The organism is Chitinimonas taiwanensis DSM 18899 (assembly GCF_900119825.1).
In the GTDB taxonomy this organism is placed as follows: domain Bacteria; phylum Pseudomonadota; class Gammaproteobacteria; order Burkholderiales; family Chitinimonadaceae; genus Chitinimonas; species Chitinimonas taiwanensis.
Genome location: NZ_FPKR01000005.1, coordinates 57,764 through 71,673, shown reverse-complemented (window position 1 = coordinate 71,673; position 13,910 = coordinate 57,764). Strand labels below are relative to the sequence as shown.

Annotated in this window: 11 protein-coding genes; 7 read left to right on the top strand and 4 right to left on the bottom strand. The window is 63.0% G+C overall.

Annotated features, from left to right (window positions below; all coding sequences use genetic code 11):
• Window positions 1–178 precede the first annotated feature (178 nt).
• Together BT173_RS07240 and BT173_RS07235 are read left to right on the top strand one after the other, a co-directional pair.
• A complete protein-coding gene (locus tag BT173_RS07240; protein ID WP_175545574.1) occupies window positions 179–2,662 on the top strand; it encodes a DUF1631 domain-containing protein in 2,484 nt (827 codons plus the stop codon).
• Between the two features lie 73 nt (window positions 2,663–2,735).
• Window positions 2,736–3,638 carry an alpha/beta fold hydrolase gene (locus tag BT173_RS07235; RefSeq protein WP_072427974.1) on the top strand — a complete coding sequence of 301 codons (903 nt, stop codon included), beginning with the start codon at window positions 2,736–2,738 and terminating at the stop codon, window positions 3,636–3,638.
• A gap of 42 nt (window positions 3,639–3,680) precedes the next feature.
• Here the strand turns inward: BT173_RS07235 and BT173_RS07230 are convergent, their stop codons facing one another.
• From BT173_RS07230 to BT173_RS07215, 4 genes are all read right to left on the bottom strand, one after another.
• Window positions 3,681–3,872: a hypothetical protein gene (locus tag BT173_RS07230; protein ID WP_072427973.1), complete on the bottom strand. Its 192-nt coding sequence runs from the start codon at window positions 3,870–3,872 to the stop codon at window positions 3,681–3,683.
• Between the two features lie 244 nt (window positions 3,873–4,116).
• On the bottom strand, window positions 4,117–4,971 hold the full coding sequence (serB, locus tag BT173_RS07225; RefSeq protein ID WP_072427972.1) for a phosphoserine phosphatase SerB: 855 nt from the start codon (window positions 4,969–4,971) through the stop codon (window positions 4,117–4,119).
• Window positions 4,972–4,995: 24 nt separating this feature from the next.
• The gene (lolD, locus tag BT173_RS07220; protein ID WP_072427971.1) at window positions 4,996–5,667 is read right to left on the bottom strand and encodes a lipoprotein-releasing ABC transporter ATP-binding protein LolD; all 672 of its coding nucleotides are present in this window, start codon (window positions 5,665–5,667) and stop codon (window positions 4,996–4,998) included.
• Entirely contained in the window at window positions 5,660–6,904 is a 1,245-nt protein-coding gene (locus BT173_RS07215) for a lipoprotein-releasing ABC transporter permease subunit (protein WP_072427970.1), read from the bottom strand. The genes lolD and BT173_RS07215 overlap by 8 nt, the downstream gene beginning before the upstream one ends.
• A gap of 200 nt (window positions 6,905–7,104) precedes the next feature.
• On the opposite strand from BT173_RS07215, the gene BT173_RS07210 reads away from it, so the two are divergent.
• The 5 genes from BT173_RS07210 (at window position 7,105) to BT173_RS07190 (ending at window position 13,890) form a co-directional block, all read left to right on the top strand.
• Window positions 7,105–8,715 carry a hypothetical protein gene (locus BT173_RS07210; protein WP_072427969.1) on the top strand — a complete coding sequence of 537 codons (1,611 nt, stop codon included), beginning with the start codon at window positions 7,105–7,107 and terminating at the stop codon, window positions 8,713–8,715.
• Window positions 8,715–9,719, top strand: coding sequence for a hypothetical protein (locus tag BT173_RS07205; RefSeq protein WP_084658306.1), 1,005 nt, complete (start codon window positions 8,715–8,717; stop codon window positions 9,717–9,719). Before BT173_RS07210 ends, BT173_RS07205 begins: the two co-directional genes overlap by 1 nt.
• Window positions 9,720–9,809: 90 nt before the next feature.
• Complete coding sequence (gene recJ, locus BT173_RS07200; protein ID WP_072427967.1) at window positions 9,810–11,495, top strand: single-stranded-DNA-specific exonuclease RecJ; 1,686 nt, start codon at window positions 9,810–9,812, stop codon at window positions 11,493–11,495.
• A gap of 168 nt (window positions 11,496–11,663) precedes the next feature.
• Window positions 11,664–12,419 (top strand): 23S rRNA (guanosine(2251)-2'-O)-methyltransferase RlmB, encoded by a 756-nt coding sequence (gene rlmB / locus BT173_RS07195; protein ID WP_072427966.1) that lies wholly within the window; start codon window positions 11,664–11,666, stop codon window positions 12,417–12,419.
• A gap of 55 nt (window positions 12,420–12,474) precedes the next feature.
• A complete protein-coding gene (locus BT173_RS07190) occupies window positions 12,475–13,890 on the top strand; it encodes a PQQ-dependent sugar dehydrogenase (RefSeq protein ID WP_084658304.1) in 1,416 nt (471 codons plus the stop codon).
• Window positions 13,891–13,910: the final 20 nt, after the last annotated feature.

Below are 13,910 nucleotides of genomic sequence, written 5' to 3'. Positions count from 1 at the left end.
AATTAACATGGTCTTATATTCCATTGCGATAGAATGGTCGTAAACCCATGTCGGGTTAAGGGCTGGCGATGGTCAAGCGGGTGTGCATGGCTGTCGTCGTGGCGGTGACGCGTGCCAATCCGCGGCGAATTCGGACGACGTCAACCGGCCGGGAGTACAGGCAATGAATGCCGCAGATATGAAATTTGCCCCCAATAATCAGGCCCAGACCTCCGGGCGAACAGCTGGCGCAGCGCGCCCTGGTGCGATGAATACCAAGAACGAATCCCTCGCGATGCTGTCGTCCTGCCGTGATCTGGCGGCGGATCTGCTATCCAAGTCGCTGTCCACCATCCTCGATCGCATCGAGGAGTCGCTGTTCGAGCTGGCTGACAAATCGCTCGATCGCGATAGCTACAACCTTTACATGCAGGCGCGCGGGGAGGCACAGGCCAAACGCACGGAAATCGAGCAGGAGTTCCGTCGTCGTTTCGTGGAAGGCTTCGATGTGACCATGCGCCCAGATAGGGCGCAGCGTGCCGCCGACTCGTTCAGCTTCGACGCCGATTCCATGTCCCTGGTCGGCCATCATGACTACGAGGAAGACCTCGCGGTCACCAATATCACCAGCAAGCTGAAGAACAAGCTGGGTGCTGACCTGACGGCGCTGAATTTCCGCATCGGCCATCTGATGCATCTGCCTGAGGCCAGCCGCGAAGACAATCCGATGAGCCCGCAAGCCATCGTCGAGGCCTTCCGCAGCGCCTGCCAGAAGATCGAAAGCGATATGAATGTGCGCCTGCTCGTGCTCAAGCAGTTTGAGCAGCTGGCGTCCGAGAATGTGCCGAATGTGTACCAGAACCTCAATCGCTTCCTGATCGACCGCAATATCCTGCCGGTACTGCCCAAGTCGGGCTTCCGTCGTGCTCCGGCCCAGCCGCGCCGTAACGCGCCGGTCAATCCGCAGCAGGGTGAGCAAGCTGCTGGCGCTGAGGCTGGTTGGGACAATCAGGGCGGCGCAGGCTATGGCGCGCAGATGGGCTACGGTACCGGCGGCTTCGCCCAGGCCGGCGGCAATACTGGCAATGCGGATCTGCCTGCCTACGCGGTTGGCAATGAGAATGAGCTGATCAATTCCCTGCAGCAGCTGCTGGCCTTCAATCAGGCTATGCAGGGCATGCCTGCACCCAATATGGGGGGCGGCCTGCCAGGGCAAATGCCGGTGAATGCGCCGCTGGGCATGCCGCAGGCCGGCGCGCCAGCGTTCATGACCAGCGTGGGGCAGAGTTTCCTGGATGCGCTGAACCTGCTGCAGGCAGGCACGATTGAAGGTGCGTTGACCGACCAGGGTGAGCTGGATGCCCATGCGCTCAGTCATGGCACGGCCAATGTGCTGCACCAGATCAAGACCACCAGCTTGGCCGCTTCGCTTGGCCATGTCGATGCGATGACCGTCGATATCGTGGCCATGCTGTTCGACAATCTGTTCGACGATCGCAATATTCCATCGCCGATGAAGGCGCTGATCGGGCGCCTGCAGATTCCGGTGCTCAAGGTGGCGATGCTGGACAGCAAGTTCTTCGCTCGCAAGCAGCACCCGACCCGTCGCCTGCTCGATGCGCTCGCCCATGCCGCCCTCGGCTGGGACGAGGCCGATGGTTTCGATGACAAGCTGTATCGCAAGCTGGCTGAGTTGGTTGAGCGCATCGTCAATGACTTCGACGAGAACATCTCCATCTTCGGCATTGCCCTGGAAGAGCTGGAAACCTTCCTGGCCAATGAGGAGCAGGAGGCCAATTCCAGCGCCGAAGCCGTCGCCAATGAGCTGGCCGAGGCCGAGCGCAAGGAAGTGGCGGCACGCCATGTCGAGCAGGTGCTGAGTGCGCGCCTGATTGCGGCGACCGATATGCCTGTGCTGATTCGCGACTTCCTGCATCAGCAATGGCGCCAGGTGCTCCAGCATGCGGCGCTGCAGATGGAAGAGAAGCCGGATGCTTGGGCCGATGCGGCACAGGCGATGGAAGATCTGATCTGGAGCGTGGCACCCAAGGTGGGTGTAGAGGAGCGTCTGCGCCTGGTGAACCTGCTGCCCAAGCTCTTGCGCCGTCTTGAGCGGGGTACCGAGGAAGCGGGCGTAGAGCGTGCCCAGCGCGAGGCCTTCTTTGCCGAGCTGGTCAATTCGCATGCGAATGCGATCAAGAGCGGCCTCAAGCAGGCCGAGCCGGTGTCGCCGGCCATTGTGGCCCCGGCTGCTCCGGTGCTCGAAGCCCCGGTGCCGCTGCCTCCACCACCCGTGCTGAGTGAGCGTGCACTGGATGATCTACCTGCACTGGACATTGGTGCCGGTGTGGCCGGTTTCGAGGTTGCCGATGCATCCTGGGATGCTGGCCTCGATAAGTATCGCGATTACGACGATGTGGTGGCCAATCAGCTGCGCCGCGGCGCCTGGGTGGAGTTCCATCAGGCTGATGGTTCGCTCAGCCGCGCCAAGCTCGCCTGGGTTAGCCCGATGAAGAGTCGCTATCTGTTCACCAACCGCCAAGGTCAGAACGGTCTGGAATTCACCCTGCTGGAACTGATCGACCTGTTCAAGCGCGGCGAAGCCAGCTTGATCGAGAGCGGCCCTTCGGTCGAACGTGCAGTCAGCGATATGATCGATATGTTGCAGACGCAGGCAGCCTAAGCCGTTTCCGCTCAGCCCCGTCAAGCACGCCCGCCTTTTGGCGGGCGTTGTCTTTTCAAACGGAATCAACCCTATGTCGACCGAGCCCTATCTGCCGCTACGTCCTGCCCAGTGCCATCAGCTGCGCTTGCGCGGCATCGATACCCAGCTTTGGCGCTGGGGCCGCCCCGATGGGCGCCTGCTGGTGTTACTGCATGGCTGGATGGATTGCGCGGCGACCTTCCAGTTCCTGATCGACGCAGCGCCGGCTGCACTGCTCGATTACCAGCTGGTGGCGCTCGACTGGCGCGGCTTTGGCCAGAGCGGCTGGGCGGCGGAAAGCTATTACTTCCCCGACTACCTGGCTGATCTGGATGCCTTGCTGGGGCAGCTTGCGCCTGGCGGCGAGCCGGTCGCCCTGCTTGGACATAGCATGGGAGGCATGGTGGCTAGTCTGTATGCGGGCATACGCCCGGAGCGGGTCAGCCAGCTGATCTCGCTGGAGGGCTTTGGTCTGCCGGCTACCCGGCCCGAGCTGGCGCCCGGACGCTACCGGCGTTGGCTGGATGAGCTGCAAACTGAGCCCGAATTGAAGCCGCTCGCCGACTTCGCTGCCTTGGCCGCGCGCTTGGGCAAGCACAACCCACGTCTTGCTGCAGACAGGGCCCTCTGGCTGGCCGAGCAACTGGGACGGCAGGCCGATGGACAGATCGTGTATCGGGCTGATCCGCGCCACAAATGGGTGAACCCGGTGCTGTATCGGCTTGAAGAGGCGCAAGCCTGCTGGCGGCAGATTACGGCAGCTACGCTCTGGCTGGCTGGCAACGAAGCCAAGCTGCTGAGCTGGCTGGGTGAGGATGCCGCGCAGTTCGCGGCGCGCAAAGCCTGTATTACCGGCTTGCAGTACGAGGTACTTGACGACTGTGGGCACAATCTGCACCACGATGCGCCAGCGCGCGTGGCCGAGAGGCTGATGCGCTTTCTGGCGCAGTCCTAGGCCGGGGGCAGTGGGGGCACTGCCCGGGCTTGAGCTGGCAGCTTAGTGGTACTTGGCCGGCATATAGACCGGTGAGCCTTGCACGGCGGTATGGTTGCTGGGCAGGCAGATACCATCGTCGTGTGCTTCGCGGCGGAATTCGGCGGGCAGATCGTCCGTCGTGTGACGCGGCTTGGAAAACAGGGTTTCCAGTTCACGCAACAGCGGGATCACCAGTGCGGGAATAATCATCATGGCTACGCTCCTTTTTTGCAGTTGGCATCTTGTGGATGCCAGTGCATTTTGGGATGTAGTTTTGTGCAGCGCAACAACAAAAAATCAAATACTTAGCTGCAAGTATTTGCTCTAAACACGAGTATTTGCCTCAATTTATGCCAAATGCTTGCTGGTGCTGCATTTCGTTCTGCGGGTAAATTGCTGCAATGCAAAAATTCACGCCCGCCGATTGCGGATTGGAGTAATTGCTCCTGACTTGCGCTCAGTCGAAATAGGCGAGTACGCCGTCGAGCCCGGTCTGATCAAGCGCAAATGCGGCCTCGGCCTTGACCTTGGGCTTAGCGTGACAGGCGATACCGAATCCGGCTGCGGCGAGCATGAGCAGATCGTTCGCCCCATCGCCAAGCGCAATCACCTGCTCGCGGCGTAGGCCCAGTTCGGCTTGGTAGCGCGCCAGCTCATCAGCCTTGCGCTGCGCATCGACGATATCACCCACGATGCGCCCGGTCAGTCGGCCATCCACTACTTCCAGCACATTGGCAATGGCCCGGCTCAGGCCCAGTTTGGCCTGCAGGCGCTCTGTGAAGAAGGTGAAACCACCGGAAATCAGCAGCGTGCGTGCGCCTACGCCATGCACGGCCTTCAGCAGGGTCGGTGCGCCCGGCATCAGCTGCAGGCGCTCGTTATACACACGCTCCAGCGCGCTTTCCTCAAGGCCGGCCAATAAGGCCACCCGCTCAGTCAGGCTCTGGCGAAAGTCGAGCTCGCCGCGCATCGAGCGCGCGGTGATGGCGGCGACCTGTTCCTTGATGCCCTGCATGTCGGCGATCTCATCGATGCACTCGATGGTGATCAGCGTGGAGTCCATATCCATGACCACGAGGCCGATATCAGCCAGCCGCGCATCGTGCGCAACAAAAGCGTAGTCATAGCCGGCTTCGGCACAGAAGGTTGCCACGGCCGCCTGGCTATCGGGCTCCGCCGCCTGCAGCTTGAAAGCCTGGTGGGCGAGCTGACCTGCGCGCACGGCGCTGATCTCGCTGGCACCGCACAGCTGGGCCAGGCGTTTCAGGTTCTGGGTGGCAATCTCGGGCGCTTGAATAATGAGCTTGTACATGGCGGTTTCGCTGCGGCGCAGGGCTTAGACGGCCAAGCGGCCGTCGTTCAGGGTTAAGACGCGGCCGGTGCGTGCGGCCAGTTCCGGGTCGTGGGTGACGATGACCAGGGCGGTGCCCAGGCTATCGTTCAGGCTCAGCATCAGGTCGAACACCGCATGGGCCGTATGCCTGTCCAGATTGCCGGTCGGCTCATCGGCCAGCAGGCAGGCCGGCTCGCTGACCAGAGCACGGGCAATCGCGGCACGCTGGCGCTCGCCGCCGGACATCTCACCCGGCTTGTGCTGCAGGCGATGGGCAAGGCCGACCTTCTCCAGCATGCTGGCCGCGCGCGCATGCGCCTCGCTGCGCGGCAGGCGACGGATCAGCAGCGGCATGGCGACGTTCTCCAGTGCGCTGAATTCGGGCAACAGATGGTGGAACTGGTAGACGAAGCCCAGCAGCTGATTGCGCAGCTTGCCCCGCGCGGCCTCGCTCTGCGTAAACGGGTTCTGGCCCTGGATCAGTACCTCGCCCTGCGAAGGCGTGTCGAGCGCGCCGAGCAGATGCAGCAGCGTGCTCTTACCCGAACCGGAGCTGCCGATGATGGCCAGCTTCTCGGCCTTGGTCACGCTGAGGTTCACCCCGTCCAATACCGGTACTTCCAGATCGGGATAGGTCTTGCTGAGGCCTTTGGCCTCGAGAATCAGCTCACTCATAACGCAGCGCCTCCGCCGGGTTGGTCTTGGCGGCACGCCAGCTTGGGTAAAGGGTGGCCAGGAAGGCCAGCACCAGGGAAATCAGGCCGATGGCGCTCACATCACTGAGCAAGACCTCGCTGGGCAGCGAGGAGATCAGATAGACCTGTGGTGATAGCACCTGCATGCCCAGCAGACCTTCGAAGAAGCTGACCACGCTACCCACATTCAAGGCCAGCAGTACGCCGCCCAAGACGCCGCTGAGCGTGCCGACGATGCCGACCGTGGCACCCTGGATCATGAAGATCTGCATGATGCTGCCCGGCGAGGCGCCCAGCGTGCGCAGGATGGCGATATCGGCCTGCTTGTCGGTGACCGCCATCACCAGGCCCGAGACCAGATTGAAGGTGGCAACCGCCACGATCAGCGTCAGGATCAGGAACATCATGCGTTTCTCGATCTGCACGGCGCGGAAGTACTGCGAGTTCTCCATGGTCCAGTCGCTAAACCAGAGCGGGCGCTGGCTGGCCTGGGCCAGCTGCTGCGACACATAGGGTGCCTCGAGCGGATCGCTGATCTTCAGGCGCACGCCGCTCACTTCCTCGCCCATGCGGAACAGCTTTTGCGCATCCTGCAGGGCAATCAGCGCCAGACCTGCGTCGTACTGATACATATCGATGCGGAACAGGCCGACCACGGTAAAGGACTTCATGCGCGGCACCATGCCGGCTGGGGTGATATTGCCCTGCGGGGTGATCATGGTGATCTTTTCACCCAGGCCCACGCCCAGCGCACGCGCGAGGTCCTGGCCGAGCACGATGCCGAACTCGCCTGGTTTCAAGGCATCAAGGCGACCGGCCACCATATGTCGGCCCAGGCCTGCCACCTGGTCTTCCTGCGCGGGTAGGACGCCGCGCAGCATGGCACCCTGTACATTGCCGTCAAACGAGATCAGCCCCTGCGCCTGCACGTAGGGGGCGGTGGCCAGCACCTTGGGTGCGCCTTTCAGCTCATTCGCCACGGTCTGCCAGTCGGCCAGCCGATTACCCTGGCCGCTGACCTGGATATGCGAGGCCACTTCCAGAATCCGCCCGCGGATTTCGCGCTGAAAGCCATTCATGACCGACAGCACGACGATCAGCGCCGCGACGCCCAAGGCAATGCCTATCATGGAGGCAGCGGAGATAAAGGAAATAAAGCCGTTGCGGCGTTTGGCCCGCGTATAGCGCAGGCCAATCAACCATTCGAAGGAATTCATAAGGGGCTGCTTGGGGTAGGAAACGGATGTTGGCTTCGAGACACAATTGCGCAACAGGTTGCTACCAGCCTTTAAAAAAGCGAAGCGCGCAGTTTGCCACAGCGGGCATGGGAACCAAAGCTGCGACAGCACCCACGAATATAAAGTGGCATGAGATTTGCGGCGTTAAAATGCCGCCACGACCCAAGCGATAAAAACACATGATCGATACCTTGAAACGACTGTTTGTCTTTGGCCGCGAGTCGCGGTTGGAGAAGGCGATTGCCACCGTCCAGAGCGCAGCCGAGCTGGCGCCCATGCAGGCGATGCAATCGCTGCAGGAATGGCTGAACCAGGAACTTCGCCGCGGCAAGGAGCGCCAGGACGGTTTGGTCATCTTGCGCGGGGTGGATGCCAGCCTGCGCACCATTCTGGAGGCGGCGCTGGCCGCCATGCTGGATGCGCAATCCAATCATGCGCGCATGAATCTGCTCACCCAGAATATGGTGCCGTTCTGCGACATCATCCTCAGCCTTTATACCGAGGCATTGCGGCGTGAAATGGTGGAGCTGGCGCGCAAGCCGACCAATACCCCGCTCGTGCAGGCCTCGGTGGCCAACTGGCTGTACTGGATAGGGCGCGATCATGTGGTGCGCTTTGTGCGCGAGCCGAAGACCGATCGCCTGCCCTGGCATGAGATCCGCCCGGCGGCCGAGTTCGCGCTCGGCCTCGGTGGCACGCTCAGTGTGCGCATCACCCAGAAGAACGAAGGCGATGCGGGTCGCCTGCAAAAGCAGCTGGCCCATCTCGTGCTGCTCTCGCGCACGCTGACGCCTGATCTGCAGGGCCGCCAGCTTTTGATTGCCGATCGACTGGCTGATGCGCTGGCCGGCTTCATTAGTGTGAGCGACCAGCACTCGAGCGCCACGCCGTTTGGCCAGGTCGACAATAACGACAACCCGCCCACCGTGCTGACCCGCGTGCCTACCCAGCTCAAACAGGAAGGCAAGGGTCTGTTCTATGGCTTGGAGAAGAGCTTGCGCGAGCTGATCGCGCTCGAGCAGCTGATCGCCAATCAGCGCAGCGTGCCACAGAAGATCGATCCGAGCGGCAAGCTGGAGCTGGCCGAGACGCTGACCGTGATCAAGCATCTGAAGAATCGCTGGAGTGGTCGCGAGATCAAACGCATGGCCGAGCGCAAGGCGATCAGCGGCTCGCTCAATATCGTCTACGACTTCACCGCCGTGCGCCGCCTGGTGGCCGCCGCCCAGCAGCAGAGCAATACCAAGACGCTGGAGCCGACCGTGGAGCGCGCCCAGGTCGAGGATGTCAGCGCTACCGGCGTTGGGCTCAAGCTGGTCAAGCACACGGGCTGGCTCAAGGTCGGGCAAATTCTCGGTGTGCGCACCGACAAGGATGTGAACTGGCGCATCGGCATCGTGCGGCGCGCGATCGCACGTGCCCAGGGCGAGATGCTGGCCGGCGTGCAGCTGCTCGGGCGCGATCCAGAATCGGTACGGCTGACCCGGCGCGCCAAGGTGTCGCAGTGGGAGAAGGTCACCGATCATCAGTCCTGGGATAATCTGCTCGCGCTGTATCTGCGTCCCGATCCGCTTAATGGCAACCACCATCTGTTGATACTGGCCAAGCCCGAACTCGAGCTAGGCAAGATCTACAGCGCCCCCGGCACGCGTGAAGGCTCACTGTCCTTCCGCATCGTCAACCAGCACGAAATTGGTGCCGATTGCGTGTTCTACCGCGCCGAACGCCTGGTGGAGACGGAAGAGCCCGCCGCGCCTGGCGACACCAGCAATAACTCCTTGTCGATCTGATGCTGACCCTTGTGATTCCCTCGCTGCGCTTTGCTGCGCAGCCCGGCCAGATGGCCTTTGACCCGAGTGCCGATCTGGACCTGCCCGGCCTGACGGCCCTGCTCGGACGTGGCGAGCAGTGCGTGTCGGCGCCGGCCAGTACTGAGCAATGGCTGCGCCAGGCCTTTAACGCACAGGATGTCAGCGCCGCCGCGCTGACCCTGGCTCTGGACTTGCCTGATGCCGAGGCCGGCCACTGGCTGCGCGCCGACCCTGTGCATTTGCGCGCCGACCGCGACCGCGCGCTGCTGTTTGACGCCAGCGTACTCAATCTGCGCATGGACGAGGCACAGGCCTTGGTTGACGCGCTGAACGGCTTATACCGTGCCGATGGCTACAGCTTCGTGGCCGCCACGCCCAGCCGCTGGTATCTACGCCTGCCCATGGCCATGGATGGCCAGACGACGCCGCTGGCCGAGGCGCTCGGGCGCGATATCCGCCCCTGCATGCCGCGCGGCGAGAACGCCATGGCCTGGCACCGGCTGCTGAACGAGATCCAGATGCTGCTATACACCCAGCCGGTCAACGATGTGCGCGAGCAGGCCGGCCAGCTTTCCGCCAACTCGGTGTGGCTATGGGGTGAAGGCCAGCCATTGCGTGCCTTGGCCAAACCCGCCGCGCAGCTGTATGCCGAGGATGCGCTGGCGCGCGGTCTGGCCCAGGCGGCCGGCATCGCGCATGGCGATCTGCCGGATGGGCTCCAGCATCTACCGCCGCCCGACAGCCTGCTGTTGCTTGACAGTCTGGTCGCGCCGCTCAATCGCGGTGATATCCATGCCTGGCGTGCCGCGCTGCAGGTGCTTGAGCAAGGCTTTCTGCTGCCGCTCTGGCAGGCCTGGCGGCAGGGGAAGGTCGATGATGTTTGTCTGGTCCTGCCGGGCGAAGATCGCACCGTGCAGATCACGCTACATGCCGGGCAGCGCTGGAAGTTCTGGCGCAAGCCGCGCCCGCTCAAGCAACTTTAAGCCTGCGCTTGGCGGTGAAAACGCGGCACAATAGCGACCTTGTTTCCGATTTCGCGGCCAGCTCTGTGCTGGCCGCCGCCATTTAAGCCCATGCATATCCTGACCCGCCCCGTTCCCGCCCAGGCCGAGCAAACCCTGCTGGCTGCCGGCCTGCACCCGGTGGAAGCGCGCATCTATGCCGCACGCGGCATTGCCGACCCGCAGGAGCTGGAGGCCGAATTCAAGCATCTGCTGCCGGTCGAGGGCCTGAAGGGCGCGGCGGAAGCCGCCGTGCGCCTGGCGGACGCGATTGCCGCGCAGCAGCGCATCCTGATCGTGGCCGATTACGATGCCGATGGTGCAACCGCCTGCGCCGTTGGCCTGCGCGGCCTGAGCCTGTTTGGTGCACGGGTCGAGTTCCTGGTACCGAACCGTTTCGAATACGGCTATGGTCTGACCCCGGAAATCGTCGACCTGGCCGCCGGTAAGCAGCCTCAGCTGATCGTGACAGTGGACAATGGCATCGCCAGCGTGGCCGGTGTGGCGCGTGCGCGCGAACTGGGCATCGAGGTGCTGGTCACCGACCACCATCTGCCTGGCGAGCAGCTGCCCGAGGCGCTAATCGTCAACCCGAATCAGCCTGGCTGCCGCTTCGCCAGCAAGCATTTGGCTGGGGTGGGGGTGATGTTCTATGTGCTGCTGGCCCTACGCGCCGAACTGCGCCGCCGCAATGCCTTTGCCGAGCGGCCCGAGCCCAACCTGGCCGATCTGCTCGACCTGGTGGCGCTGGGCACGGTGGCCGATGTGGTCAAACTCGACGCGAATAACCGCATCCTGGTCGAGCAGGGCCTGAAGCGCATGCGGGCCGGGCGCGCCTGTCCGGGCGTGCTGGCCATCTTCCAGGCTGCCGGACGCGAGGTGCGTCGTGCCAGTGCCTTCGATCTCGGCTTCATGGTCGGCCCTCGCCTGAACGCAGCGGGCCGGCTCGACGATATGGGCCTAGGGATTGCCTGCCTGGTGGCCGACAGCCATGAGGCGGCACTGGCCATGGCGCGCGAGCTCGATCAGCTGAACCGCGAGCGGCGCAATATCGAGGCCGATATGCAGTCGATTGCGCAGAGCAAGCTCGACCAGATCAGTGTGGACGACCGTTACAGCCTGACCGTCTTCGACCCGGACTTCCACCAGGGCGTGGTCGGCCTAGTAGCCAGCCGGCTCAAGGACAAGCATCACCGCCCGACCATCGTGCTGGCCGAGGGCTTGGCGGGCGAGATCAAGGGCTCGGGGCGCTCTATCCCTGGCCTGCATCTGCGCGATGCGCTTGACCTGGTGGCCAAGCGCGAACCGGCACTGATCGCCAAGTTCGGCGGTCATGCCATGGCGGCCGGCCTGACCCTGGCCGATCCGGCCGGCATCGAGCGCTTCCGCGCCGTATTCGAAACCGTGTGCCGCGAGCTGCTGAGTGAGGCCGAGCTAACTCGCACCGTGGAAACCGATGGCGAGCTGAGCCGTGATGCGCTGTGCCTGGAACTGGCCGAGCGCCTCGATCGGCGCGTATGGGGCCAGGGCTTTCCGGCGCCGCGCTTTATCGGGCGCTTCCGGGTGCGCAGCCAGCGCGTCGTGGGCGAAAAACACCTGAAGCTGCAGCTGGAGGGCCAGGGCGGCCAACTGTTCGAGGCGATGCGCTTTCAGCACGCCGATCCGCTGCCCGACGAGATCGAGGCGGTCTATCAGCTGTCCGTGAATGAATGGCAAGGCCGGCGCAGCTTGCAACTGCTGGTTGAGCAGGCGCTATAAGGGCGCTGCCAGCAAGCCCAGTTTCTCAGCGAGGCAAGGCGCGAGTGAAAAAAGTCGACGCTACCTATATCGATAGGTGAGGAGACATTTTTCGCGAGCAACGTCGCATCGCGACGAAAATGGGTTTGCTGGCAGTGCCCGTAACAGAACACCATCAAGGAACTCACCATGTCCAATACCCGCGTCCTGCACGGTTTTCATGCCGTCACCGCCCGACTTTCCCGCCTGCCCGACAGTGTGCTCGAGCTTTATGTAAGCCGCGAACGCCACGACCCGCGCATGAACGAGCTGCTCAAGCTGGCGGCCCAACACAAGATCAAGCTGATTCCGGCCGATGCGAGCCGCCTGGATGGGCTGACCGGCCAGCGCAGCCACCAGGGCGTGGCAGCGGTCATCGATGCTAACAAGACCTTCATGGCGCTCGAGGACGTGTTGGAAGACATCAGCGGCCCGCCGCTCCTGCTGATTCTGGATGGGATTACCGATCCGCATAATCTGGGTGCCTGCCTGCGCGTGGCCGATGCGATGGGCGTGCATGCCGTGATCGCGCCCAAGGACAAATCGGTCGGCATCAATGCCACCGTGTCCAAGGTGGCCTGCGGCGCAGCCGAGGTAATGCCCTATATCGTGGTGACCAATCTGGCGCGTACCCTGCGCGATATCAAGGATGCCGGCATCTGGGTGGCGGGCACCGATATGGATACCAAAACCGATCTCTACCATTTTGACCAGACTGGCCCGCTGGCCTGGGTGATGGGGGCCGAGGGCGAGGGCATGCGCCGGCTGACGCGCGAGCACTGCGATGTGCTGGTCAGCATCCCGATGTTCGGCACGGTGGAAAGCCTGAATGTCTCGGTCGCCAGCGGCATCTGTCTGTCGGAAAGCCGTCGCCAGCGCGTGCTGCAGGCCGAAGCCAAGCGTTAGGCGCGCGGGTACTGCGGTCCAGCAAACAAATTAACAAGACCCACAAGGAGGAAATATGCGCAATCTCAGTCTATTAGGTTTGACACTATTGCTCGCCGCTTGCGGTGGCGCGGAGGATGAGCCGGACGATGGCGGCGGCACGCCCAGCCTGAGCCTGACCGCGCCGGCCAATTACGCGAACAATCTGACCGGTGTGCAGACCATCAGTGCGACGGCGGTCAGCGGCACGGTCGGGGTGGAATTCCAGCTCGATGGCGCGACCCTAGGTAGCGAGGACACCGTGGCGCCCTATGCGGTGGACGTGGATACCAGCCTGTATCCGGCGGGTCAGCACATCATCCGCGCCCGCACGCGCAATGCGGCCGGGCAGCGTAGTGCCTGGGCCAGTGCGACGGTCAGCTTTGGCGGTAGCGCCACACTGCCGCAGGGCTTCAGCAAGAACGAGAGCTGGGTCAGTGGCCTGAACAGCGCCACCGCCTTTACCCAGGCCCCAGATGGGCGCTTCTTTGTGGCCGAGCAGGGTGGTGCAGTGCGTGTGGTGAAGAATGGCGCGCTGCTGGCCGGTGCTGCGCACCAGCTCAGCGTGGATGCCACTGGTGAGCGTGGCCTGATCGGCCTGACCGTGGCCCCCGACTTTGCCAGCAGTGGACGCCTGTATGTGCACTACACGAGCCCGCAGGGCGGGGCGCACAACCGCATTAGCCGCATCCTGCTCAGCAATGATGTATCGAATGGCCTTGAGGACACCGATCTCGGCCTGCCGATTGAGCTGCCAAATCTCTCCGGCGCCACCAATCACAATGGCGGTGCACTGCACTTTGGCGTGGATGGCAAGCTGTATATCGGTGTGGGCGACAATGCCAACGGCGCGCAGGCAGCCAATCTGTCCAGCGTGTTTGGCAAGCTGCTGCGCGTGAATGCCGATGGCACCATTCCGAGCGATAACCCCTTCTACGCCAGCCAAGCCGGCCTTGCCCGCGCGGTCTGGGCTTATGGCCTGCGCAACCCGTTCACCTTTGCTGTGCAGCCGGTCACCGGGCGCATCCATATCAATGATGTGGGTCAGAACACCTGGGAAGAGATCAACCAGGGCGTGGCCGCTGCCAACTATGGCTGGCCCAACTCGGAAGGCCCGGATGGCCTGCAGGCCAACCACGCCGCACCGCTGTTCAGCTATAAGCACAGCGCGGCCAATCCGGCCGGCTCTGGGCCTGGCGGCTTCTTCACCGGCTTCTCGATTGCCGGCGGCACTTTCTACCCGGCCAATGGCGCCTTTCCGGCCAGCTACCGCGGCAATTACTACTTTGCCGACTATGTGAGCCGCTTTATCGCCCGCCTGGACCTGGCCAATGGTAATGCCGCCTATGCGTTCGCACGTGTTGCCGGCAACCCAGTCGATATGCTGGTCGGGCAGGATGGTGCGCTCTATGTGCTGACGCGCAGCGCCATCACGCGCATCAGCGCCAACTAAGCGTCGCCAGCCAACAAAAA